This is a genomic window from Klebsiella sp. SWET4 (assembly GCF_024296565.1).
GTDB classification, from domain to species: domain Bacteria; phylum Pseudomonadota; class Gammaproteobacteria; order Enterobacterales; family Enterobacteriaceae; genus Klebsiella; species Klebsiella variicola.
In genome coordinates this window covers 61372-81648 of record NZ_JANCOB010000009.1, presented here as the reverse complement: position 1 = coordinate 81648, position 20277 = coordinate 61372, and the positions used below count along the sequence as shown (strand labels likewise).

Below are 20277 nucleotides of genomic sequence, written 5' to 3'. Positions count from 1 at the left end.
TGGCGGCGACGGATCGCGCAAAGTGTAGGCCGGGTAAGCGCAGCGCCACCCGGCACAAAACTCAGCGCTTCGCGTTAAGCGCGGCGATATCCTTCGGCGTGGTGCGGCAGCAGCCGCCAATCAGCTTCGCCCCGGCCGCCAGCCACTGCGGCAGATAATCCGCTAGGGTGGCGCAGGCTTCGCCATGATGGTGCCAGGTCTTGCTCACCGCATCATAATGTTCGCCGGAGTTAGGATAGACCACCAGCGGCAGGGCCGTCAGGCTGTGCAGATGCGCCAGCGCCGCGGGCGTATTTTCCAGGGCGATACAGTTGATGCCCACCGCCACCACCTGCGGGTTATCCGCCAGGGCAGCCATCACCTCGCGTAGCGGCGTCCCATCGCTGAGATGTTCGGCGTCGCGCAGCGTGAAAGAGTACCAGGCGCGGGCGCGGGGATAGTCCTGCAGCAGGGCCGTCAGCGCCTGGATCTCAGCAAATGACGGCAGGGTTTCACAGGCCAGCAGGTCGGCGCCCGCATCCAGAAGGGCTTCGACGCGCGGGCGGTGGAAATCCTGGAACTCTGCCGCGCTGCGCTGATAATCGCCGCGATACTCCGAGCCGTCGGCGAGAAACGCGCCATACGGCCCTACCGAACCGGCCACCAGCAGCGTGCCGGCCTGCGGGTTCTCGGCGAGGTACGCCTCGCGCGCTTTGCGCGCCAGTTCGACGCTTTTGCCGATCAGCGCCCGGGACTGCGCATCATCCAGCCCGCGCGCGGCAAAGCCCGCCGGGGTGGCCTGATAGCTGGCGGTGATCGCCACCTGCGCCCCGGCGCGAAAGTAGTCGAGATGCACATCGCGGATCAGCTGCGGGTTCTCCAGCAGCACTTTCGCCGACCACAGGCTGTCGGCCAGATCGCAGCCGCGGGCCTCCAGCTCGGTGGCCATGGCGCCGTCCAGCAGGACATAAGGCTGGGCGGCAAGCAGAGCAGTGAACGGGTTAGTCTGCGACATGTTGGGACTCCTGAGTCATATTCCGTGAACGAGTGAGATACCAGGCACCATAGCACAGGGCCACAAAGGGGATCCCGCACCACAGCGCAATTCTCTGGCTCGGGTCAAAGGCGAGGCCCACGCAGGCCACCAGGCACAGCACAAACCCCAGAACGGGCACCACCGGATACCAGGGAGCGCGATACTGCAGATCGCTCAGCGCCTTACCCTGCTGCAGATGGCGGCGGCGGAACATAAAGTGCGAGGCGCAGATGCTCAACCACACCGCCACTACCGCAAAACCGGAGATCGCCGACAGCGCCACAAACACCGTATCGGGCGCCACCACGCTGGAGAACAGCGCCAGCACGCCGCCCAGCATACTCACCGACAGCGCGGTCACCGGCACGCCCCGTTTATTGACTTTGGCAAAGCAGGCCGGCAGCGTCTTCTCGTTCGACAGCGACCACAGCATCCGCCCGGAAGCGTACAGGCCGGAGTTAGCCGCCGACAGGATCGCCGTCAGGATCACAAAGTTGAAAAGATCCGCCGCGTAAGGGATGCCCACCTTTTCAAACACCAGCACGAAGGGGCTTTTCTCCACCCCCGCCTGCTGCATTGGGATCAGCGCCGCCAGCACGAACACGGTGCCGATAAAGAAAATAATCAGCCGGGCAATGGTGGTGCGGATGGCGACCGGAATAACCTTATGCGGGTTTTCCGTCTCTCCGGCGGCAATGCCGATAAGCTCCGTCCCGGAGAAGGCGAAGTTCACCGCCACCATGGTCATCAGGATCGGCAGGCCGCCGTGCGGGAACCAGCCTTCGGCGGTGATATTGTGCAGGCCCGGCGCCGGCGAGCCATCCTGCATCGGAATGATGCCGAAAATGGCCGCGCCGCCGAGAATAATAAACGCGATGATGGTGATCACTTTCACCAGCGAGAACCAGAACTCGCCTTCCGCGAAGAAGCGCGTCGAAATGATATTAAGGCCGAAGATCACCGCGCAGAACACCACGCACCAGATCCAGACCGGCACCTGCGGGAACCAGTACTGCATGCAGAAACCCGCCGCGGTGAAGCTCGAACCCAGCGCCACCGTCCACGTTAGCCAGTAGAGCCACGCCACGGTATAGCCCGTCGCCGGGCCAAGATAGCGCGCCGCGTAAACGTGGAAGGCGCCGGTCTCCGGCATCGCCACCGACAATTCACCGAGGCACTGCATCACCAGCCAGACCACCAGGGCGCCAATCAGATACGCCAGCAGCGTCCCGGCCGCGCCGGTGGTGGAGATGATATAGCCGGTATTAAAAAATAAGCCGGTGCCAATCACGCCGCCGAGCGACAGCATGATCAGATGGCGCGTTTTCATGGTGCGCTTCAGTTGCCCACCTTGTTGTTGTGTTGTGCTTTGCATTTTATTTTCTCACGCCAGCCCGCTTGCCCGGGTCATGATGCGTACAAACGTATAGACATCTAAACATCCAAAAGAAGAAGTGTTATACCGTGCCGCCGCGGAAAAAGCAAAGCCGCTGCACCAGGGCACGCGCCGACAGCGTGCAGCCTGCCCCATTTTTGCGCAGCGCCAGCGGGCGCGCCACGCGCTGACGCCTCATCGCGACGGACCACGTTCTGGCACTCTCTTTGCAGCCTGTCGTTCAGAACCTTTCTATCTGGCGAGGCAACACGTATGACAGAGCAAACCACCACCTTAAAAAGAACGCTCGGCAGTTTTCGTTTATGGGGGATCGCCGTCGGACTGGTGATATCCGGGGAGTACTTCGGCTGGAGCTACGGCTGGTCGCAGGCGGGCACGATGGGGTTTATGGTCGTCGCCCTGGCGGTCGCCGCGATGTACTGCGCCTTTATTTTCAGCTTTACCGAGCTGACCACCGCCATCCCGCACGCTGGCGGCCCTTTCGCCTATGCCTACCGCGCCTTCGGGCCCACCGGCGGCTTTATCGCCGGTTTTGCCACCCTGATTGAATTCGTCTTCGCCCCGCCGGCCATCGCCATGGCCATCGGCGCCTACCTCAACGTGCAGTTTCCGGCACTGGATCCGAAATGGGTCGCCTGCGGCGCTTACGTGATCTTTATGACGCTCAATATTCTCGGCGTCGGCATTGCCGCCACCTTTGAGCTGATCGTCACCCTGCTGGCCATCTTCGAGCTGCTGGTGTTTATGGGCGTGGTCGCGCCCGGCTTCTCCTGGAGCCACTTCACCACTAACGGCTGGGCGGGCGCGGAAAGCTTCAGCGGCCTGGCGCTGCCGGGGATGTTCGCCGCCATTCCGTTCGCCATCTGGTTCTTTCTCGCCATTGAGGGGGCCTCCATGGCGGCCGAAGAGGCCAAAGATCCGCAGCGCACCATTCCGCGCGCCCTGGGCGGCGGCATTCTGACGCTGACGGTGCTGGCGATCGGCGTGATGGTCTTCGCCGGCGGCGTCGGCGACTGGCGCGCGCTGTCCAATATTAACGATCCGCTGCCCCAGGCGATGAAGACGGTGGTGGGCAATGGCAGCGGCTGGCTGCATATGCTGGTGTGGCTGGGGCTGTTTGGCCTCGTCGCCTCCTTCCACGGCATCATTATGGGCTATTCGCGGCAGATCTACTCCCTCGCCCGCGCCGGCTATCTGCCCGCCGGGCTGGCGACCCTCAACCGCCGCACCCGCACCCCGCATCTGGCGATCCTCGCCGGCGGGGTGGTCGGTATCGCCGCGATCTTCTCCGACTCGCTGATCACCATCAGCGGCATGCCGCTGACCGCCTGTATCGTCACTATGTCGGTATTTGGGGCTATTGTTATGTATATCACTTCCATGGCGGCGCTGTTCAAACTGCGCCGTAGCGAGCCGAAGCTGATCCGCCCATTCCGCGCCCCGCTCTACCCGCTGGCGCCGGCCTTTGCCCTCGGCATGGCGGTGCTCTGCCTGGTGGCGATGGTCTGGTATAACCTGCTGCTGGCGCTGATTTTCGCGGCGATGATGCTCGGCGGCTACCTGTGGTTCCGCAAAACCGCAGCGGCCCGTGAACGGGCGCCAGTGGATCCTCAACTGCGCACGGTCTCCTGAGGAGGCGGCATGTATAAAACCACGCTATCGGGCCAGGTATGGCGCTTTGATAGTCTGAAAACGTTGATGGCGAAAGCGTCGCCAGCCCGCTCCGGCGACGCCCTCGCAGGGGTTATCGCCACCTCAGCCGAAGAGCGGATGGCGGCGAAAATGGCCCTCGCCGAGGTGCCGCTGACCGACATTCTCGACAACCCGCTTATCCCTTACGAGCAGGACGAAGTGACTCGCCTGATCCTCGACACCCATGATGCGCAGGGCTTTGCCGACCTGCGCCATCTGACGGTCGGCGATTTTCGCGACTGGCTGCTGGATGATGCTACCGATACCGCCACGCTGCAGCGGGTCGCCCGCGCCATCACCCCGGAGATGGCGGCGGCGGTCAGTAAGCTGATGCGCAATCAGGATCTGATCCTTGCCGCCAGCAAATGCCAGGTGGTGACGCGCTTTCGCAACACCATCGGCCTGCCCGGCCACCTCAGCGTACGCCTGCAGCCCAACCATCCTACCGACGACCTGAAAGGCATCGCCGCCAGTATGCTCGACGGGCTGCTGTACGGCGCCGGGGACGCGGTGATCGGCATCAACCCGGCCAGCGACAGCTTACCGGTGCTGGCGCAGCTGAACGTCATGCTGGACGATATTATTCAGCGCTTCGCCATTCCCACCCAGTCCTGCATTCTGACCCATGTCACCAATACGCTGCAGCTGATTGAGCGCGGCGCGCCGGTGGATCTGGTGTTTCAGTCGGTGGCGGGAACCGAAGCGGCCAACAGCGGCTTCGGCATCAATCTTGCCATGCTGCAGGAGGCCCGCGAGGCGGCCCTCAGCCTCAGGCGCGGTACCCTCGGCAACAATGTGATGTATTTTGAGACCGGCCAGGGAAGCTGCCTGTCGGCCAACGCCCACCACGGCGTCGATCAACAGACCTGTGAGGCGCGGGCCTACGCCGTCGCCCGTCACTTTGAACCGCTACTGGTCAATACCGTGGTCGGCTTTATCGGTCCGGAGTATCTCTACGACGGCAAGCAGATTATTCGCGCCGGGCTGGAGGATCATTTCTGCGGCAAGCTGATGGGCCTGCCGATCGGCTGCGACGTCTGCTATACCAACCACGCGGAAGCGGATCAGGATGATATGGACACCCTGCTGACTCTGCTGTGCACCGCCGGGCTCACCTTCCTGATCGGTGTGCCCGGAGCGGACGATATCATGCTCAATTACCAGAGCACCTCGTTCCATGACGCGCTGTACGCCCGTCGCCTGCTGGGCTTAAAACATGCCCCGGAGTTCGCCGACTGGCTGGCGAAGATGCAAATTATCGATCCGCACGGCGCGCTGCGGCTCACTGACGCCCGCCATCCGCTGTTGTCCGTTCTGCCGCAAGGAGCCCCTGTATGAACCGTCCCGATGCCTGGAACCCGCTGCGTGAATTTACCGATGCGCGGATCGCCCTGGGGCGCAGCGGCGCCAGCCTGCCGACCCGCGAAGTTCTCAACTTTGGTCTGGCCCACGCCAGAGCGCGGGATGCCATTCATCAACCGTTCGCCAGCCAGCAGCTGGTGGCGCCGCTGGCGGCGCTCGGCCTCGACGCCCTGACGGTGCGCAGCGCCGCGCCGGACCGTCACACCTATCTGCGGCGTCCGGATCTCGGGCGGCAGCTCGCCGACGAAAGCCGCGCCGACCTCGCCGCCAGCGGCGTCCGCCCCGCCGATCTGCTGCTGGTGATCGGCGATGGCCTCTCTTCCTGGGCGGTAGAGCGCCAGGCGGTGCCATTGATCCGCGCCCTGCTGCCCTATCTGCAAACGCTGGGTATCGGCCTGGCGCCGGTAGTGCTGGCGCATCAGTCGCGGGTGGCGCTGGGGGATGATATTGGCGAAACCCTGAAAGCCCGCGCGGTGGCGATCCTGATTGGCGAACGACCGGGTCTCTCTTCGCCGGACAGCCTCGGCGTTTACCTTACCTGGCAGCCCCATCGTCAGCGTCTGGAATCTGAGCGCAACTGTATCTCCAATATTCGTCCGGAGGGATTAAGCCATGACGCCGCCGCCTTTAAACTGGCCTGGCTGCTGGAGCAGGCTTTTTTACGCCGCGTCACCGGCGTGCAGTTAAAAGATGAAAGTGATAATCCGGCGCTGCATGGAAAAATAAAACCGTTGACCCCTTTAAAATAATAAGTCACACCAGCAGCAGAATAAATTTTAATACTACCGGCGCACCTGAATATTATATTCGGGTGCGCGCTGAAATTGCCCGACGGCGCTTCGCTTGCGCGGGCCTGCGCAAACCGTTCAACCGGTTTATATGGTGGATTTTTCAGGCCGGGTAAGGCGCCAGTCGCCACCCGGCAAAATGCGTTCACCGTACCAAAAACCGTGTTGTCATCAGCCTTATGCCTCTCCCAGCAGGTAATAAGAATATTGCATGAGTAAAAACGAAACGGACGTTGTAAGGTAAATCAGCGCATTAAAAATACCCGTCATACTTCAAGTTGCATGTGCGTTGGCTGCGTTCTCTCCCCCCAGTCACTGACTTCGGTAAGCGCCTGGGGACTCGCTCACTTGCCGCCTTCATGCGACTCGAATTATTTAGGGTATATATCTCGTTATCTATTCAACATAACAGCCAATAATTCGCCGGACACGCTGGCGAATTATTCCTCAATGTTATGCAGTCATTGATGGTTAAAGATAAATAATCGACCGACGGAGAAATACCCATGAAATCGTTTTCCGGGAAAGCGTCTTTAATGGCCACGCTGGTTGCCGCGCTGGTCGGCGCCAGCAGCGCGCAGGCAGCGGAAATTAAAATCGGGGTGGTATTACCCCTGAGCGGCGCCCTCAGCGGCTATGGCCAGCCGTCGCAGAAAGGGCTGGACATTATTCAGGCCATCACCCCGACCTTAAAAAATGGCGATACCATCAAGCTTATCGTTATCGATGATAAAAGCGACAAAGTCGAAGCGGCTAACGCCATGCAGCGCCTGGTCTCCAGCGATAAAGTGGATGCCGTGATCGGGGAAGTCACCTCCTCCAACACCCTGGCGATGACCAAGATCGCCGACGACAGCAAAACGCCGCTGGTCTCCTCCACCGCCACCAACGACCGCGTCACCCGTAACCATCCGTACGTCAGCCGGGTCTGTTTCTCGGACAGTTTCCAGGGGGTGGTCGGGGCCAATCTGGCCTCCCGCGATCTGAAAGCCAAAACCGCCGCCATCGTGTTTGACAGCAGCAACGACTACTCCGTCGGCCTGGCGAAAGCGTTCCGCACCCAGTTCCTGAAAAACGGCGGCACCATTCCCATCGAGGTACAGGCCCCGGGCGGCAGCAAGGACTTTAAAGCCCAGTTGGCGAGCGTCAAGGCGAAGAATGTCGACATGATTTACATGCCGATCTACTACACCGAAGGGGCGCTGATTGCCGTGCAGTCTAAACAACTGGGGCTCAACAAACCGGTAGTGGGCGGCGACGGTCTGGCCGCGGATCAGGTCTTCTTCGATGTCGGTAAAGACGCGGTCAACGGCTATATGACCACCGATTATTACTCGCCGAACGCCAAAGAGCAGACCCCGGCCGGGGAAACCTTCATCAAAGCCTGGGAAGCCAAATACCAGCAGCCGACCCATACCTGGGGCGCAATGGCGGCGGACGCCTATAACGTCATCGTCAACGCCATGAACCAGTGCAGCGATCCCCACGATCGGGTCTGCGTGAATGAAAAAATCCGCGCCACCAAAGATTTCCAGGGCGTGACCGGCACGCTGACGTTACAGAACGGCGATGCCATTCGCAGCGCGGTCATCAACGAAGTGAAAGATGGCAAGCTGGCGTTTCGTACCGTGGTTAACCCTTAAGTTGTGACGAGGCTACAAAATGGACGGCGCCATTTTTCTCCAGCAAGTGGTCAATGGAATGAGTCTTGGGGGCATGTACGCCCTGATTGCCATCGGTTATACGATGGTTTATGGCGTGCTACGGCTGATCAACTTCGCCCATGCGGACGTGATGATGGTCGGCGCGTTTAGTACGCTGTTTTTATTTTCTTCGGTTGGGCTACCCTTCGGGGTAGCCGTTTTCCTGACCCTCGGGCTGTGCGGCCTGTTTGGTATGCTGATTGACCGGGTCGCCTATCGTCCGCTGCGTCAGGCCTCGAAAATCTCCATGCTGATCACCGCCATCGGCGTCAGCTTCTTCCTCGAAAACCTGTTTAACGTGCTGTTCGGCGGCAGCTCACGCTTCTTCTCCGCCCCTGACTTTTTCAACCAGACCCGCGCCTTCGGCAGCGTCATCATTACCAACGTGGCGTGGATTGTACCGCTGATCACCGTCCTGCTGCTGCTGGCGATCCTCTGGCTGCTGTACCGCACCCGCTATGGGATGGCGATCCGCGCGGTGGCCTTTGACGTCAACACCGTGCGCCTGATGGGCATTGACGCCAACCGGATCATCTCCCTGGTCTTCGCCCTCGGCAGTAGTCTCGCGGCCCTCGGCGGCGTGTTCTACTCCATCAGCTACCCCACTATCGATCCCCTGATGGGCGTGCTTATCGGCCTGAAGGCCTTCGCCGCCGCCGTGCTGGGCGGGATCGGCAGCGTCACCGGCGCGGTGCTGGGCGGCTTTATCCTCGGTTTTACCGAAGTGGTCGCCGTGGCGATCTTCCCCGAACTGGGCGGCTATAAAGATGCTTTCGCCTTCCTGTTCTTGATTCTGGTCCTCTTGTTCCGCCCGGTCGGCATTATGGGCGACGAACGTCTGGAAAGGAGCCGTTTCTGATGCTCAACGCGACGACGACCGCCGGGGCGCAGCTGCGCAACCTGGCCATTATTGTCATCTGTATCGCGCTGCTGGCCGGAATCAACGTGGTTTTCAATGACTACATTGTTCGTGTCATCAGCACCATTTTTATCTTTATGATCCTTGCGGTCAGCTACAACCTGATCAACGGCGTGACCGGCCAGCTGTCGCTGGAGCCGAACGGCTTCGTGGCGGTGGGCGCCTACGTCACCGCCCTGCTGATCCTCTCCAGCGACAGCAAGGTAGACATGTTTGAAATGGCCGCCCCCAGCCCGTGGATCCTCAGCCTGCACGCAGGCTTCCTCCCTGCCCTGCTGATAAGCGGCCTGTGCGCGGCGGCGCTGGCGGTGTGCCTCGCCGTGCCGGTCTTCCGGGTGCGTGGCGACTACCTGGCCATTGTCACCCTCGGCTTTGGGTTTATCATCAAGATCCTCGCTATTAACAATCCGCAAATCACCAACGGCGCCATCGGGCTGAACGATATTCCGCAGCAGCCGCATCTCCTGTTCTGGTGCGGGCTGTTCGCCCTGCTGGCCACCGGCATGATCCTTCAACTGGTGTGGTCGAAGTATGGCCGGATGATGAAAGCCATTCGCGACGATGAAGATGCGGCGATCGCCATGGGGGTCAACACCTTCCGCATCAAAACCTGCGCCTTCGCCACCAGCGCCTTCTTCGAAGGGATCGGCGGCGGTCTGCTGGCTTCGCTGCTGACCACTATTTCCCCGGGGCTGTTCGACTTTATGCTCACCTTCCAGCTGCTGATTATTATCGTCCTCGGCGGGCTCGGCAGCACCACCGGCGCCCTGCTCGGCACCGTACTGGTGGTCGGCAGCGGCGAATGGCTGCGCTTCCTCGACCAGCCGCTACAGTTCTTCGGTCACGATCTCGGCGCCTATCCGGGCCTGCGAATGGTGGTTTTCTCCCTGCTGTTGCTGATCATCATGCTCTTCGCCCGCGAAGGGCTGCTGGGGAAAAAAGAGATTTGGCAGATGGGAAGAAGGAACAGCAGCTATGGCGGAAAATAACGTTATCCTGCAGGTGCAGGACGTCACCATGCAGTTTGGCGGCCTGCGGGCCATCGACAACGTCAGCTTCCATGTTGATGAAGCGGAGATCTTTGGCCTTATCGGCCCTAACGGCGCGGGCAAAACCACTTTGTTTAACGTCATCACCGCCAACTATAAACCCACCAGCGGCAACGTCACCCTGGCGGGTACGTCGCTGAAGGGGCTGAAGCCCAACCAGGTGGTGAACGCCGGGATCGCCCGTACCTTCCAGAATATCCGTCTGTTTAACTCCATGACGGTGCTGGAGAACGTGATGGTCGGGCTCGACCGCGCCAGCCGCTACTCGCTGCTGGAGGCAGCTCTGCATATTGGCCGCTACTTTCCGGCCGAGCGGGCGGCGAAGGCCAAAGCCATGGCCATCCTGGAGGACATCGGCATCGCCCACTTCGCCCATATGCAAGCCACAAACCTAAGCTATGGCAACCAGCGCAAAGTGGAGATCGCCCGCGCGCTGGCCACCGCGCCGAAGCTGCTGCTGCTCGATGAGCCGGCCGCCGGGATGAACCCCAAGGAGACCGAGGATCTGGCGGAGCTGATCTTCCGCATGCGCCATGACTATCAGCTCAGCGTCCTGCTAATTGAGCACGATATGCCCTTCGTCAACCGCCTGTGCGAGCGGGTGATGGTGCTGGAGTACGGTAAGCCGCTGTTCAGCGGCCTGATGGCCGAGGCGATCCAGCATCCTGACGTCATTTCCGCTTATCTGGGAGAAGCCAATTATGCTTAACGCCCGGGAACTGAAGGTCTTTTACGGCGTGATCCAGGGGCTGAAAGGCGTTGATATCGACGTCTATGACCGGGAGATCGTCACCCTGATCGGCAGCAATGGCGCCGGTAAAACCTCCACCCTCAACGGGATCGTCAACCTGGTGCGTTCCAGCGGGCGCGTCAGCTTCCTCAACGACGATATCTCACGCAGCCAGACCCACCAGATTGTGCGCCGCGGACTGGCGCTGGTGCCGGAGGGACGTCGGGTCTTTACCAACCTGACCATCGAAGAGAACCTGCGCATGGGCGCTTACAATAATCTCGCCGGCTACACCCGCCTGCGCGATCGCATGTACGCCCTCTTTCCACGGCTCAAGGAACGACGCCATCAGATGGCGGGCACCATGAGCGGCGGCGAGCAGCAGATGCTGGCCATCGCCCGGGCGCTGATGAGCGAGCCGGTGTTATTGATGCTGGATGAACCGAGCCTCGGGCTGGCGCCGAAAATTGTCGGCGAGCTGTTCGGCATCATTAAGCAACTGCGCGAAGAGAATATGACGGTGCTGCTGGTGGAGCAGAATGCGACGGCCGCACTGGCTATCGCCGATCGGGCGTATGTCCTGGAGAATGGCCGGATCACCTTGTCAGGCGCGGCGCGGGAGATGCTGACTAACCCGGAAATTAAGCGGATGTATCTGGGGGGATAAGCGTGGTCAAAACTGCCTGGGCTGCGGCGGCGCATCCTGTGTTGCCGCAACCTCAGGCAGTCTCTTGCTACACAAAGCACACCTCGTTCCAGTAGGCTTCTCGCGTCCTGCGTCGCTCAGTATGTCTTATCATGACGGAACCACCGGGTTTCCACGTTGCCAATGTCCACGCCGTAGAGGCTGGCCACCGGCAGTATCGCCTCCATGACGCGCTGGGTATCCTGCTGTCCGGCTTCACCGTTGGACAAAAAAGCCAGCCAGCCCGTTAATCGTTGCCACAATGCCACTTTCATTTTCTCCTCTGTCGGGAAGCGAATCGCCTGGGTCTATTTCAACCACAGTTGGCCGGGCGCGGGAAATATTAATTCCGAATTTGCAATCCTGGCTGGCGCATATTACTCCCGCTCCTATCCCCTCACCCTAACCCTCTCCCTGAGGGAGAGGGAACCGCCCGGCAATCGTTGCCGCCCCGGTATACACCGCGGGGCCACAGGGAAAGGCACATACCATTTTTAACGGATATGTTCTGATTGCTATGAAATGGCTCCTGAAACCTACGGGCGTGCAGCGGGCCCGATTCCCGCTGAAATCGGCGAACCGGAGGTCGGCAGACAAGGGCTGGCCGCCACGGAGGGCGGCCAGAGGCGATTCGAGACACGACGTCGAGTTGAGCCGACCGCAGGCTGATGACCGGGAGGTGAGCGTAGTGCGCAGCACCGATTTCTCTGCGGGACCGGGGGGATTGTAAAGGGGGAGACGGTTTTCTCCCCCTTTACCCGTTCACCGGCAAAGAACCACCATTTTCTCGCAAACGCAAAGTGAACGGAAAATTACCCCTCCCCCTCACCCTCTCTCCGGAGGGAGAGGGAACCGCCCGGCAATCGTTGCCGCGCCGGTAAAACGCCAGCGGCGCATAAAGAATACCCATAGGTTTGTTAAGTTCTTTTTCGTTATAGATAAGAATTTTTTCTTCTTTGCCGCCGACGGGGAATTTGTGGGAGCGTGATGTCCACAAAACAAAACAGGGATTCAGGGGAAAAAACATGCGCAATAAAACCACAAAAATTGCACTGGCGCTGGGTATGCTGCTGCTCGCGTCTCAGGCACAGGCAGACCAGCTGGCTGACATCAAAGCCGCCGGCGTCGTGAAAGTCGCCACCTTCGACGCCAACCCGCCGTTCGGCTCCGTGGATGCCAAAACCCACCATATCGTCGGCTACGATGTCGACTTTGCCCAGGCGCTGGCGAAAGCGCTCGGCGTCAAACTCGAGCTGGTGGCCACCAACCCGGCCAACCGTATTCCGCTGCTGCAGTCCGGCAAAGCCGACCTGATCGTCGCCGACATAACCATCACCCCGGAGCGGGCCCAGGTTATTGATTTCTCGACGCCGTATTTCGTCACCGGCCAGCAGTTCCTCGTGCCGGCCGGCTCTCCGGATAAGCTCGATGAGTACAGCAAAGCGCGCATCGGCGCGGTGAAAGGCACCACCGGCGAGCAAGCCCTGCACCAGCGTTTCCCGCAGGCTCGCGTCCTCTCCTATGACGATATTCCGCTGGCCCTGACCGCCCTGCGCAACGGCAACGTCCAGGCCATCACCCAGGACAGCACCATCCTCGCCGGTCTGCTGGCGGAAGCGCCGGATAAAGCCAAGTTTAAAATTCTGCCCGACCTGCTCAGCAAAGAAGAGATTGGCGTGGGAGTGAAGAAAGGCGAACCGGCCCTGTTGAAAGCCGTTAACGATGAGCTGGTGAAGCTGGAGAAAACCGGCGAAGCCGCGAAAATCTATGATGTCTGGTTTGGACCTGCCACTAAAACGCCGCAGCCGCGCGCCTTTACCATAGAAGCGAAATAATATGTTCTCGGGTTTACTCTCCCACTCCGCGGCCCCGGCCGCGGATTTTTCACGTCTGCAGCGCGCCAGCATTACGTTCCGTGATGTGGCCAAGCGCTACGGCGATCATCAGGTGCTAAACGCCATCAACCTGCAGGTCGAGCCCGGCGAAGTGGTGGCGATCCTCGGCCCTTCCGGTTCGGGAAAATCGACGCTGATCCGCTTGATCAACCAGCTCGAATCCTTAAGCGGCGGCGAGATCCTGATCGACGATAAACCGACCAGCCGGCTGAGCGGCAGCGCCTTGCGCCAGCTGCGCAGCCGCGTCGGCTTTGTCTTCCAGCAGTTCAACCTTTACGCCCACCTGACGGCGCAGGAGAACATCACTCTGGCGCTGGAGCGCGTTCACGGCTGGGGGAAAAGTGCGGCTCAGGAGCGAGCGCTGGCGCTGCTGCGCCAGGTCGGACTGGAAGAAAAAGCGCAGCAGATGCCGGCGCAGCTCTCCGGCGGCCAGCAGCAGCGGGTGGCGATCGCCCGCGCCCTGGCCTCCTCGCCGCAGATTATCCTGTTCGATGAGCCCACCTCGGCGCTCGACCCGGAGATGATCGGCGAAGTGCTGCAGGTGATGAAAACCCTCGCCCACAGCGGGATCACCATGCTGGTGGTGACCCATGAGATGCAGTTTGCCCGGGAAATTGCCGACCGGGTGGTGTTTATCGACGGCGGCGACATTCTCGAGGTCGCCCCGCCGGCTGAGTTTTTCGCCCATCCGCAGCATGCCCGCGCACGGCGTTTTCTGCAGAAGGTGCTGGATCCGCTGCACCAGGAGAGCCTCGAGTGACGCCGATGCTTGACTGGCACGGCGTCCTGAGCGGGCAGCCGTTGCAATGGATTATCTCTGGTTTTCTCACCACCGTCTGGGTCAGCGTCGCCGGGATCCTGCTCGCCACCCTGCTGGCGGTCCTGCTGCTGGCCCTGCGCCTCGGCGGCGGCCGCGCGGGGCGCGGACTGGTGGCCGCGTGGGTCTCGTTGTTTCGCAACACTCCGCTGCTGGTCCAGCTGCTGTTCTGGTACTTTGCCGCCTGGAACCTGCTGCCACTGGCGGTGAAGGAGGTGGTGAACGACGAACACGCCTGGTCCATTTTGCCGGGTAACGTCTGGTGGCTGACGCCGGAGTTCCTCTGCTCGATGTGGGGGCTGGGGGTCTTTACCTCCGCCTTTCTGGTGGAAGAGATCGCCTCCGGACTGCGCGCCGTCAGCCACGGGCAGCGGGAAGCCGCGCTGTCGCAGGGTTTTACCCCGTGGCAGGAGCTGCGCTTTATCCTCCTGCCGCAGGGGCTGGCCAACGCCTGGCAGCCGATTGTCGGCCAGTATCTTAACCTGATGAAACTCTCATCGCTGGCCAGCGGCATCGGCTTTGCGGAACTGACCTATCAGGTACGACAGATTGAGAGCTATAACGCGCACGCCCTGGAGGCGTTTGCCGTCGGTACCGCGCTGTACCTGGCGCTGGGGGTGGCGATGGGCGTGGCGCTAACGCGTCTCGGCCCGGGAAGAAAACTGCAACGGAGCGCCCAACATGAACGCTAATCTGGCGGTGATCGCCGATAACCTCGATTACCTGCTGTGGGGCCGACTGGCGGAGGGCCAGCCCGGCGGCGTGGCGCTGACCCTGCTGATGGCCATCGGCGCCACCCTGCTGGCGCTGCCGGGAGGCATTGCGCTGGCGGGCCTGGCCTGGCGCTACGGGGGGCTGGTGCGGCGTCTGCTGTTTCTGTGGGCGGAAATTATTCGCGGCATCCCGCTGATATTTGTCATCTTCTGGCTGTGGTATCTGTTGCCGATGCTGACCGGCGGCGATCTGCCCGGCGCGGTGACCGTGACCCTGGCGCTGGCGTGGTTTACCGCCGCCTCGGTGATGCACTCGGTGCTGGCCGGGCTGCAGTCGCTGCCGAAAGGACAGTATGAGGCGGCGCTGACCCAGGGGTTCGCCCCCGGGCAAACGCTGCGCCTGGTGCTGCTCCCGCAGGCGCTGCGCAATGTTCAGCCCTCGCTGGTGGGGATCTTTATCGGCCTGCTGAAAGACACGTCGCTGGCGTTTATCGTCAACGTCCCGGAGCTGACCACCGTGGCCGGTCAGGTCAACAACCGGGTGCAAATCTATCCCCTGGCGATCTTCGTTTTCACCGGCGCGGTGTACTACCTGCTGTGCTGCGGTCTGAGCCTGCTGGCCAGCCGGCGTTTTACCCGCCGCGCGACCGCCGGATAAGGCTCACTCCGCGGGACGGGGCTTCACCGGGCAGGTATCGCTGATCTTAATAAATTTGTCGTTATAAACCAGATAGTGGTTCCCCGGCTGGCGCAATGCCGGCTGGCGAACCACGTCGCCAGGACGCAGATACCACGCGTCCCCCTCCTCTTCGGTCGAATCGCATCCGGGTTTAATCAGCAGCTTGAACCAGGTATTGCCGGTGTTGCTCACCGTCCCGGCCACCTTATCGAAAGACCATTTAAACTGCACCTCGCGTGGGCGCACCACCAGAATGGTATCCATCACCACCACCGGCTCCATGCTGACCTCGCCGCCGGTCGGGCTGCGCCTCGTCAGGTTGCGGGTGGGGATTTCGCGAAACGAGACCCGATAGTAGCGCTCGCGGTTATCCCGCGGGCCATGATAGTAAAATTTAAAATACTCGCTCTCACCTGCCTGCAGCACCAGTTGGCGGGGGGCAAACAGCAGTTCGCCATCCACCGGCCGGGAGCGTACTTCGCTGCCGCCCGGACGATCGATGGCGCTGATGGCGATGCGGTACAGCCGCGCGCTTTTATTGTTGTTGACCACCCGTTTACTGGCGAAATCCGCTTCGGCCGGCAGGGAAAAGGTCAGGTTGCCGACCGAGATCGCCTGCGCCAGCGGCGCTGCCAGCAGGCAGCCCACCGTCAGCAGGGCCTTAGTTAATGTTGCGCCACGTCGCCTGAACATGAATCTCTCCTGAAGCGCTGACTTCGCCAAACCAGCCGTTATCGTCTACCGTCCGCAGCGAAATGGCGTTATCCATCGGAATCGAAAATTTCACCGTGGTCTTATCCATCTGCCCCACTTCGCCGGAGATATCGGTCCATGGCGTGGTCAGCCACAGCGCATCGGTCATATCCCGCCAGCTGTCATCGCACCCGGCATCGTAGGTCTGCGTCGTGCCGCTGCGGGTGATAAAAGAGAGCGTCGCCGGGAACGGCACTTTCGCCGTACCGTCATCAGAGCTGAAGAGACAGTAGGAACGCCCGCCAATCACCTGCGCCGGTCCGGTCACCTTGATCAGCACTTCATCGGCGGCCGTTTTACCGCTGGTGGTGACGATGTAGCCGAAATCGAGCGCCGGTTCGCCGCTGCCGACATATCCCTCGCGCGACGGCGCCGAGGTATATTCGTCCGAGATAATGCTGATGCTGAAATCACGGGGCTTGATAATCAGCGTGTTGGAGGTGGAAAACTCATACCAGCCTGACTCCGGCGAGGTGGTGTTCTGAAAGCGAAAGTTGAACAGATCCTTGGTGTTGATATCGCTGATCCCGAGGTTCACCATCTGCTTAAAGAAGTTGCTGGAGAAGAAAACATAGATCGAGTCTGAGCTCTTCATCTCGTTGAAAGTGTAGTAATAAGCGGTATTGCTCACCGGCTTCCAGGAGCTGCCGTTGAGGCTGAACTGCATATCGTACGCCCCGACGGCCGAGGCCAGCGACGAGTTGGCGATCGCCGGGAAAATATGGATCGAGGTGTTGCTTAAGCCGTTGGTCTGCAAGGTATAGTTGACCATCTTACAGCTTAATCCTGCGCGGCTGCCGATGGTCTGCGTCTGGCAGTCGGCGTTCCCTTCTCCCAGGGTCGGCACGCCGTCGCTGTTGATAAACACCTCCGCCAGCGAGTGGGTATTAATCAACCGCAGGTTCGCGGCTTTGGTGTGGGTGACGTTGCGCACATACCAGTTACCGGAGGCCTGATCCTTACAGCGCGCACCGCTGCTGGCATCGTAGTTCACCGAGGTCTGACAGGCATTGATGGTCATCGTAAAGCTGCCGCCGACCGGCATCTGCTGCAAATATTGATAAAACGCGTCCGACATCATGCCGTGCATCCACTTCGCGCCGCCGCTGGTCACCGTCGCGCCATAAAACCCGCTGGCATTGGTGGTTTGCGGCAGGATCAGGCTGGTGGCCATATCGCACCCGGCGTACCAGTTGATGCAGCGCAGGCCGGTTAAGGGGTGCGAAACCGGCGAGTTTTCCAGCCACATATCAAACTTCCAGTTGGCATTGAGCCCGGTGTTGTAGCCGTTATCGATATAGCCGAGACTCTGCTGATAAATGGTGCCGGAGCCGGTGTATTTTAAGCCGGTCCAGCGGTTAGCGCCGGTCATACGCGGATCCAGCGCCCCGCCGGGGGTGACGAAAAAGTTGTCGTCGGAGTTGTTTTCAACAAACACAAACTCGCGCGCCGGCGCATCCGACCAGGTGGTCTTGGTCACCGCCGCCCTGAGCGCGGCTGCCGGCCAGAGCAGCGCGAGGATCGCCAGCGCCATCAGTGCATTAACTTTCATTCTCTTCTCCTGTCTGCTGCACCGCCGCCCACGACGAGAGGCCGCTGCAGACCACATCCCCGACCCAGACGGCGCCGCGCGCCTGGCTGAGCTCCAGCGCCACTTCGCAGGTTTTATTGCCGCCGTAGCTGAAATCGATAGTGGGGTATTTCTTATCCACGTCCATGACAAACTCGCCGTTTTCATCGGTCCGGGTACGGCCGATATGGTTGTTAATCCGCGCATTCGCCAGCAGCGTGCCGTCTTCTGCACGAATACGACCGGAGACGGTGACCATCTGCTTCACCTCTGGCTCAATCACTGCGACGTTGCCCGGATAAAGGGTCAGATGACTCTTACGCCCGCTGACGATGTCGTAGCTATCGAGCGAGTTTTTGCTGTTCTGCAACTCCACCTCATAGCGGCCATAGGGAGAGAGCGGCAGGTAGTTACGCTTGCCGCTGAGCGGGAAAATCCGCCCGTTAACCCTGGCGCTAATCTGACCATCGTCCTCCAGCCCGGTGTTGAAGATCACTCCGGCGTTACCGTCGGTTCGTCCGCTGGCGGCGATGTTTTTGCCCTGCCAGCCGACGCTGCCGCTGGCGGTGAGGTTAGTGTTGACGTAGCCGTCCGCCGCACTGTTGACGTTCAGCGTGCCGCTGGCGTAGCGGGCGTCGAACTGGGCATACGCTCCGCCGCTGAGGGTTTTGTCATCCCCGGTATCGCCGGAGATGGCCCGCGACAGATTGGCGCCGATGGTGCGAATAGTGCCTTCATCAAACTGCTTGCGCGCTGAGAGGTTAGCCATGGTGTAGCCGTTCTGATGGGTCATCCCGGCGCTGAACCAGTTGCCCAGCGGCAGCGAGAGATCGAGAGCGATATATTTCCCGGTGTTGGCGCTGCTGTCGCCATTGTTATAGCGCTGGATCCCCGCCCGCAGGCCGAGCGATCCAAACGCGCCGCTGTAGACCGTCTGATAGTAATCCGCTGTGTAGTAATGACTGTTGTAGCGGCGGTCATCGTTGTAGCTGACGCTGAACGTCCCCAGCTTCGACCACAGCGCGTTCAGGTTGAGGGTGCCGCCGATCGCCCGGTTGTCGGCATCGCTGCGCCGCAATTGATCGCCAATGCGGGTTCTCTCCTGGTTGACCCACACTGAACTGAAGCCTCCCGGCAGCGTAGCGCTGATGCTGCCGACGCTGCTCCAGGAACTGTCGCTGGCCAGCATATTCTGCAGGTTAACGTTGATCGACTCGCCCAGCGGCAGCGTCAGGCGGGTTTCCCCCACCGCCTGGTTGTCGTAGCCATAGCCCGTTGCCGCCCAGCTCAGGGTGCTGAGCGACCCGGAGGTCGAGAGGCCTGCCAGCCAGCTCTCTTTTGCCGGCCGGGTCTTTTTGCCGCTTTCCGACCAGCGATCCATATGGAAACTGCCGCCCCATACCTGCCACGCCAGCGGCGCGCCGATGCCGCGTCCCCGGCTGAACAGCTTATTGACCCGCTGGGTGCGTTTGCTGACCACCCGACCATTAACGATCACCTCCACTTCCACGTCGTAAATACCGTACGGCAGGCCGCGGGTATCCACTTCATGGTTGCCCATGGCGAAGTTCTGGACGCTCAGCAACCGGCCGTCACGGGTGAGATGCACCTCGCCCGCCGCCGGTAAAAAGGCAATCACCGGCGTGGCCGACTGACTGTTGTCGAAGACGGTGGAGCTGGCCTGATTCCCCCAGGAAAGGCCGTAAATCTTGCCGGCCGAAATAGCGGTCATCGGTCCCAGGGACTGCAGGTTCCAGGTGTCGAGCATCCCGCCGGCAAAGCGGTGGCCGGCGAAATCGCGCTCATACATGGCCTTATATAATTCACTGTCCTGCTGACCGCTGCCGATCCCGTACAGCGAGCCGTCGAGCACCACGTGATGCTCTCGCAGCGCGGTGACGTTGTTCAGCGACAGGTAGCTGGAGGTGTTGCTCCCGCCATTGCGCATCTGGTTGTTATAGACGCCGAGGTTATAGCTCAGGTTGCTGCTGAGGGTGTTCACGCTGGACTGACCGATATCTTCGCTGCGCGAGCGCAGCACGGTGCCCAGCGCCTCGCGTTTGACCACCAGCTGCAGCAGCAGCTGGCGCAGGCTGAGATCCAGCTGCGCGCTGTCGGTCAGGGGAATGGTGAGTGCCTCGCTGAACGGGGCGTTGGCCAGGCCGATCAGCTGCTGTCGGGTCTGTTGGCTGACGCTGGCGTTCCCCTCGCTCTCCTCCAGTTGGATCTGCCGGACACGCAGCTGGCCGTCGTCCAGCCAGATAAAGGCGCTGCCGATCCGCTGATCGTCACGGGTGTCCTGGCTGCCGGCAAGATGAATATAGAGCGGGACGCTCATACCGTCCTGCAGCGCCCGGCTGAAGGCCTGCGGAATAATCACCCCGCCAATCTGCTGGGCACGTACGGCAGCAGCGCTGGCGTCGGGCTGAACGAACAAAAAGATCATGCCGAAGGCAAGCTGCGTTTTCAGTCCTGGGGAAATCCGTCGTAGAGGCATCGTCGTTATCCATC

The 20277-nt window shown here is 60.9% G+C and carries 21 protein-coding genes; 12 read left to right on the top strand and 9 right to left on the bottom strand.

Annotated features, from left to right (window positions below):
* Positions 1 to 61: 61 nt before the first annotated feature.
* The 3 genes from mmuM to NKJ21_RS19495 form a co-directional block, all read right to left on the bottom strand.
* Positions 62 to 994 (bottom strand): homocysteine S-methyltransferase, encoded by a 933-nt coding sequence (mmuM, locus tag NKJ21_RS19505; RefSeq protein ID WP_008805330.1) that lies wholly within the window; start codon positions 992 to 994, stop codon positions 62 to 64.
* Entirely contained in the window at positions 981 to 2390 is a 1410-nt protein-coding gene (gene mmuP, locus NKJ21_RS19500) for an S-methylmethionine permease (protein ID WP_032739171.1), read from the bottom strand. Before mmuP ends, mmuM begins: the two co-directional genes overlap by 14 nt.
* Before the next feature lie 82 nt (positions 2391 to 2472).
* Positions 2473 to 2589 (bottom strand): hypothetical protein, encoded by a 117-nt coding sequence (locus NKJ21_RS19495; protein WP_012542728.1) that lies wholly within the window; start codon positions 2587 to 2589, stop codon positions 2473 to 2475.
* A 74-nt stretch (positions 2590 to 2663) separates the two neighbouring features.
* Here NKJ21_RS19495 and eat point away from each other — a divergent pair, with 74 nt between their 5' ends.
* The 3 genes from eat to eutC are packed head-to-tail and all read left to right on the top strand — an operon-like array spanning position 2664 to position 6214.
* Positions 2664 to 4043: an ethanolamine permease gene (gene eat / locus NKJ21_RS19490; protein WP_008805328.1), complete on the top strand. Its 1380-nt coding sequence runs from the start codon at positions 2664 to 2666 to the stop codon at positions 4041 to 4043.
* Positions 4044 to 4052: 9 nt separating this feature from the next.
* Complete coding sequence (locus NKJ21_RS19485; protein WP_060876164.1) at positions 4053 to 5441, top strand: ethanolamine ammonia-lyase subunit EutB; 1389 nt, start codon at positions 4053 to 4055, stop codon at positions 5439 to 5441.
* Positions 5438 to 6214 (top strand): ethanolamine ammonia-lyase subunit EutC, encoded by a 777-nt coding sequence (gene eutC / locus NKJ21_RS19480; RefSeq protein WP_023297110.1) that lies wholly within the window; start codon positions 5438 to 5440, stop codon positions 6212 to 6214. Before NKJ21_RS19485 ends, eutC begins: the two co-directional genes overlap by 4 nt.
* 439 nt (positions 6215 to 6653) lie before the next feature.
* Here eutC and NKJ21_RS19475 read toward each other — a convergent pair whose 3' ends face one another.
* Positions 6654 to 6797, bottom strand: coding sequence for a hypothetical protein (locus NKJ21_RS19475; RefSeq protein ID WP_162994801.1), 144 nt, complete (start codon positions 6795 to 6797; stop codon positions 6654 to 6656).
* Between NKJ21_RS19475 and NKJ21_RS19470 the strand changes: the two genes are divergently transcribed.
* The 5 genes from NKJ21_RS19470 to NKJ21_RS19450 are packed head-to-tail and all read left to right on the top strand — an operon-like array spanning position 6790 to position 11321.
* Positions 6790 to 7896, top strand: coding sequence for an ABC transporter substrate-binding protein (locus NKJ21_RS19470; protein WP_004147267.1), 1107 nt, complete (start codon positions 6790 to 6792; stop codon positions 7894 to 7896). The two genes, NKJ21_RS19475 and NKJ21_RS19470, sit on opposite strands and share 8 nt — an antisense overlap.
* Before the next feature lie 19 nt (positions 7897 to 7915).
* A complete protein-coding gene (locus NKJ21_RS19465) occupies positions 7916 to 8815 on the top strand; it encodes a branched-chain amino acid ABC transporter permease (RefSeq protein ID WP_002890128.1) in 900 nt (299 codons plus the stop codon).
* On the top strand, positions 8815 to 9864 hold the full coding sequence (locus NKJ21_RS19460) for a branched-chain amino acid ABC transporter permease (protein WP_008805324.1): 1050 nt from the start codon (positions 8815 to 8817) through the stop codon (positions 9862 to 9864). Before NKJ21_RS19465 ends, NKJ21_RS19460 begins: the two co-directional genes overlap by 1 nt.
* The gene (locus NKJ21_RS19455; protein WP_008805323.1) at positions 9851 to 10633 is read left to right on the top strand and encodes an ABC transporter ATP-binding protein; all 783 of its coding nucleotides are present in this window, start codon (positions 9851 to 9853) and stop codon (positions 10631 to 10633) included. Before NKJ21_RS19460 ends, NKJ21_RS19455 begins: the two co-directional genes overlap by 14 nt.
* Positions 10626 to 11321, top strand: a complete 696-nt coding sequence (locus tag NKJ21_RS19450) for an ABC transporter ATP-binding protein (RefSeq protein ID WP_004204908.1) — start codon at positions 10626 to 10628, stop codon at positions 11319 to 11321. Before NKJ21_RS19455 ends, NKJ21_RS19450 begins: the two co-directional genes overlap by 8 nt.
* Before the next feature lie 116 nt (positions 11322 to 11437).
* Here NKJ21_RS19450 and NKJ21_RS19445 read toward each other — a convergent pair whose 3' ends face one another.
* On the bottom strand, positions 11438 to 11614 hold the full coding sequence (locus NKJ21_RS19445; protein ID WP_012542732.1) for a hypothetical protein: 177 nt from the start codon (positions 11612 to 11614) through the stop codon (positions 11438 to 11440).
* Between the two features lie 479 nt (positions 11615 to 12093).
* Positions 12094 to 12366, bottom strand: coding sequence for a hypothetical protein (locus NKJ21_RS19440; protein WP_135711414.1), 273 nt, complete (start codon positions 12364 to 12366; stop codon positions 12094 to 12096).
* Here NKJ21_RS19440 and NKJ21_RS19435 point away from each other — a divergent pair.
* The 4 genes from NKJ21_RS19435 to NKJ21_RS19420 are packed head-to-tail and all read left to right on the top strand — an operon-like array spanning position 12365 to position 15422.
* Positions 12365 to 13174, top strand: a complete 810-nt coding sequence (locus NKJ21_RS19435) for an ABC transporter substrate-binding protein (RefSeq protein ID WP_002890106.1) — start codon at positions 12365 to 12367, stop codon at positions 13172 to 13174. The two genes, NKJ21_RS19440 and NKJ21_RS19435, sit on opposite strands and share 2 nt — an antisense overlap.
* Before the next feature lies 1 nt (position 13175).
* Positions 13176 to 13994 (top strand): amino acid ABC transporter ATP-binding protein, encoded by an 819-nt coding sequence (locus tag NKJ21_RS19430; RefSeq protein ID WP_008805322.1) that lies wholly within the window; start codon positions 13176 to 13178, stop codon positions 13992 to 13994.
* Positions 13991 to 14743: an amino acid ABC transporter permease gene (locus tag NKJ21_RS19425; RefSeq protein WP_012968860.1), complete on the top strand. Its 753-nt coding sequence runs from the start codon at positions 13991 to 13993 to the stop codon at positions 14741 to 14743. Before NKJ21_RS19430 ends, NKJ21_RS19425 begins: the two co-directional genes overlap by 4 nt.
* Positions 14733 to 15422 (top strand): amino acid ABC transporter permease, encoded by a 690-nt coding sequence (locus tag NKJ21_RS19420; RefSeq protein ID WP_008805320.1) that lies wholly within the window; start codon positions 14733 to 14735, stop codon positions 15420 to 15422. Before NKJ21_RS19425 ends, NKJ21_RS19420 begins: the two co-directional genes overlap by 11 nt.
* Before the next feature lie 3 nt (positions 15423 to 15425).
* On the opposite strand, the gene NKJ21_RS19415 is transcribed toward NKJ21_RS19420, so the two are convergent.
* The 3 genes from NKJ21_RS19415 to ecpC are packed head-to-tail and all read right to left on the bottom strand — an operon-like array spanning position 15426 to position 20263.
* Positions 15426 to 16136 (bottom strand): fimbria/pilus periplasmic chaperone, encoded by a 711-nt coding sequence (locus tag NKJ21_RS19415; protein WP_008805319.1) that lies wholly within the window; start codon positions 16134 to 16136, stop codon positions 15426 to 15428.
* Positions 16105 to 17748 carry a hypothetical protein gene (locus NKJ21_RS19410; RefSeq protein WP_254733162.1) on the bottom strand — a complete coding sequence of 548 codons (1644 nt, stop codon included), beginning with the start codon at positions 17746 to 17748 and terminating at the stop codon, positions 16105 to 16107. Before NKJ21_RS19410 ends, NKJ21_RS19415 begins: the two co-directional genes overlap by 32 nt.
* Positions 17738 to 20263 (bottom strand): fimbrial usher EcpC, encoded by a 2526-nt coding sequence (gene ecpC, locus NKJ21_RS19405; RefSeq protein WP_012542736.1) that lies wholly within the window; start codon positions 20261 to 20263, stop codon positions 17738 to 17740. Before ecpC ends, NKJ21_RS19410 begins: the two co-directional genes overlap by 11 nt.
* Positions 20264 to 20277 lie beyond the last annotated feature (14 nt).

Excerpts from the sequence above, each read along its gene's own strand:
- NKJ21_RS19455 (WP_008805323.1), top strand. The coding sequence starts at position 9,851 with ATGGCGGAAAATAACGTTATCCTGCAGGTGCAGGACGTCACCATGCAG.
- NKJ21_RS19440 (WP_135711414.1), bottom strand. The coding sequence starts at position 12,366 with ATGTTTTTTCCCCTGAATCCCTGTTTTGTTTTGTGGACATCACGCTCC.
- NKJ21_RS19465 (WP_002890128.1), top strand. The coding sequence starts at position 7,916 with ATGGACGGCGCCATTTTTCTCCAGCAAGTGGTCAATGGAATGAGTCTT.
- NKJ21_RS19495 (WP_012542728.1), bottom strand. The coding sequence starts at position 2,589 with ATGAGGCGTCAGCGCGTGGCGCGCCCGCTGGCGCTGCGCAAAAATGGG.
- ecpC (WP_012542736.1), bottom strand. The coding sequence starts at position 20,263 with ATGCCTCTACGACGGATTTCCCCAGGACTGAAAACGCAGCTTGCCTTC.
- NKJ21_RS19430 (WP_008805322.1), top strand. The coding sequence starts at position 13,176 with ATGTTCTCGGGTTTACTCTCCCACTCCGCGGCCCCGGCCGCGGATTTT.
- NKJ21_RS19470 (WP_004147267.1), top strand. The coding sequence starts at position 6,790 with ATGGCCACGCTGGTTGCCGCGCTGGTCGGCGCCAGCAGCGCGCAGGCA.
- NKJ21_RS19435 (WP_002890106.1), top strand. The coding sequence starts at position 12,365 with ATGCGCAATAAAACCACAAAAATTGCACTGGCGCTGGGTATGCTGCTG.
- eat (WP_008805328.1), top strand. The coding sequence starts at position 2,664 with ATGACAGAGCAAACCACCACCTTAAAAAGAACGCTCGGCAGTTTTCGT.
- mmuM (WP_008805330.1), bottom strand. The coding sequence starts at position 994 with ATGTCGCAGACTAACCCGTTCACTGCTCTGCTTGCCGCCCAGCCTTAT.
- NKJ21_RS19415 (WP_008805319.1), bottom strand. The coding sequence starts at position 16,136 with ATGTTCAGGCGACGTGGCGCAACATTAACTAAGGCCCTGCTGACGGTG.
- NKJ21_RS19410 (WP_254733162.1), bottom strand. The coding sequence starts at position 17,748 with ATGAAAGTTAATGCACTGATGGCGCTGGCGATCCTCGCGCTGCTCTGG.
- NKJ21_RS19485 (WP_060876164.1), top strand. The coding sequence starts at position 4,053 with ATGTATAAAACCACGCTATCGGGCCAGGTATGGCGCTTTGATAGTCTG.
- NKJ21_RS19420 (WP_008805320.1), top strand. The coding sequence starts at position 14,733 with ATGAACGCTAATCTGGCGGTGATCGCCGATAACCTCGATTACCTGCTG.
- mmuP (WP_032739171.1), bottom strand. The coding sequence starts at position 2,390 with ATGCAAAGCACAACACAACAACAAGGTGGGCAACTGAAGCGCACCATG.
- eutC (WP_023297110.1), top strand. The coding sequence starts at position 5,438 with ATGAACCGTCCCGATGCCTGGAACCCGCTGCGTGAATTTACCGATGCG.
- NKJ21_RS19450 (WP_004204908.1), top strand. The coding sequence starts at position 10,626 with ATGCTTAACGCCCGGGAACTGAAGGTCTTTTACGGCGTGATCCAGGGG.
- NKJ21_RS19445 (WP_012542732.1), bottom strand. The coding sequence starts at position 11,614 with ATGAAAGTGGCATTGTGGCAACGATTAACGGGCTGGCTGGCTTTTTTG.
- NKJ21_RS19460 (WP_008805324.1), top strand. The coding sequence starts at position 8,815 with ATGCTCAACGCGACGACGACCGCCGGGGCGCAGCTGCGCAACCTGGCC.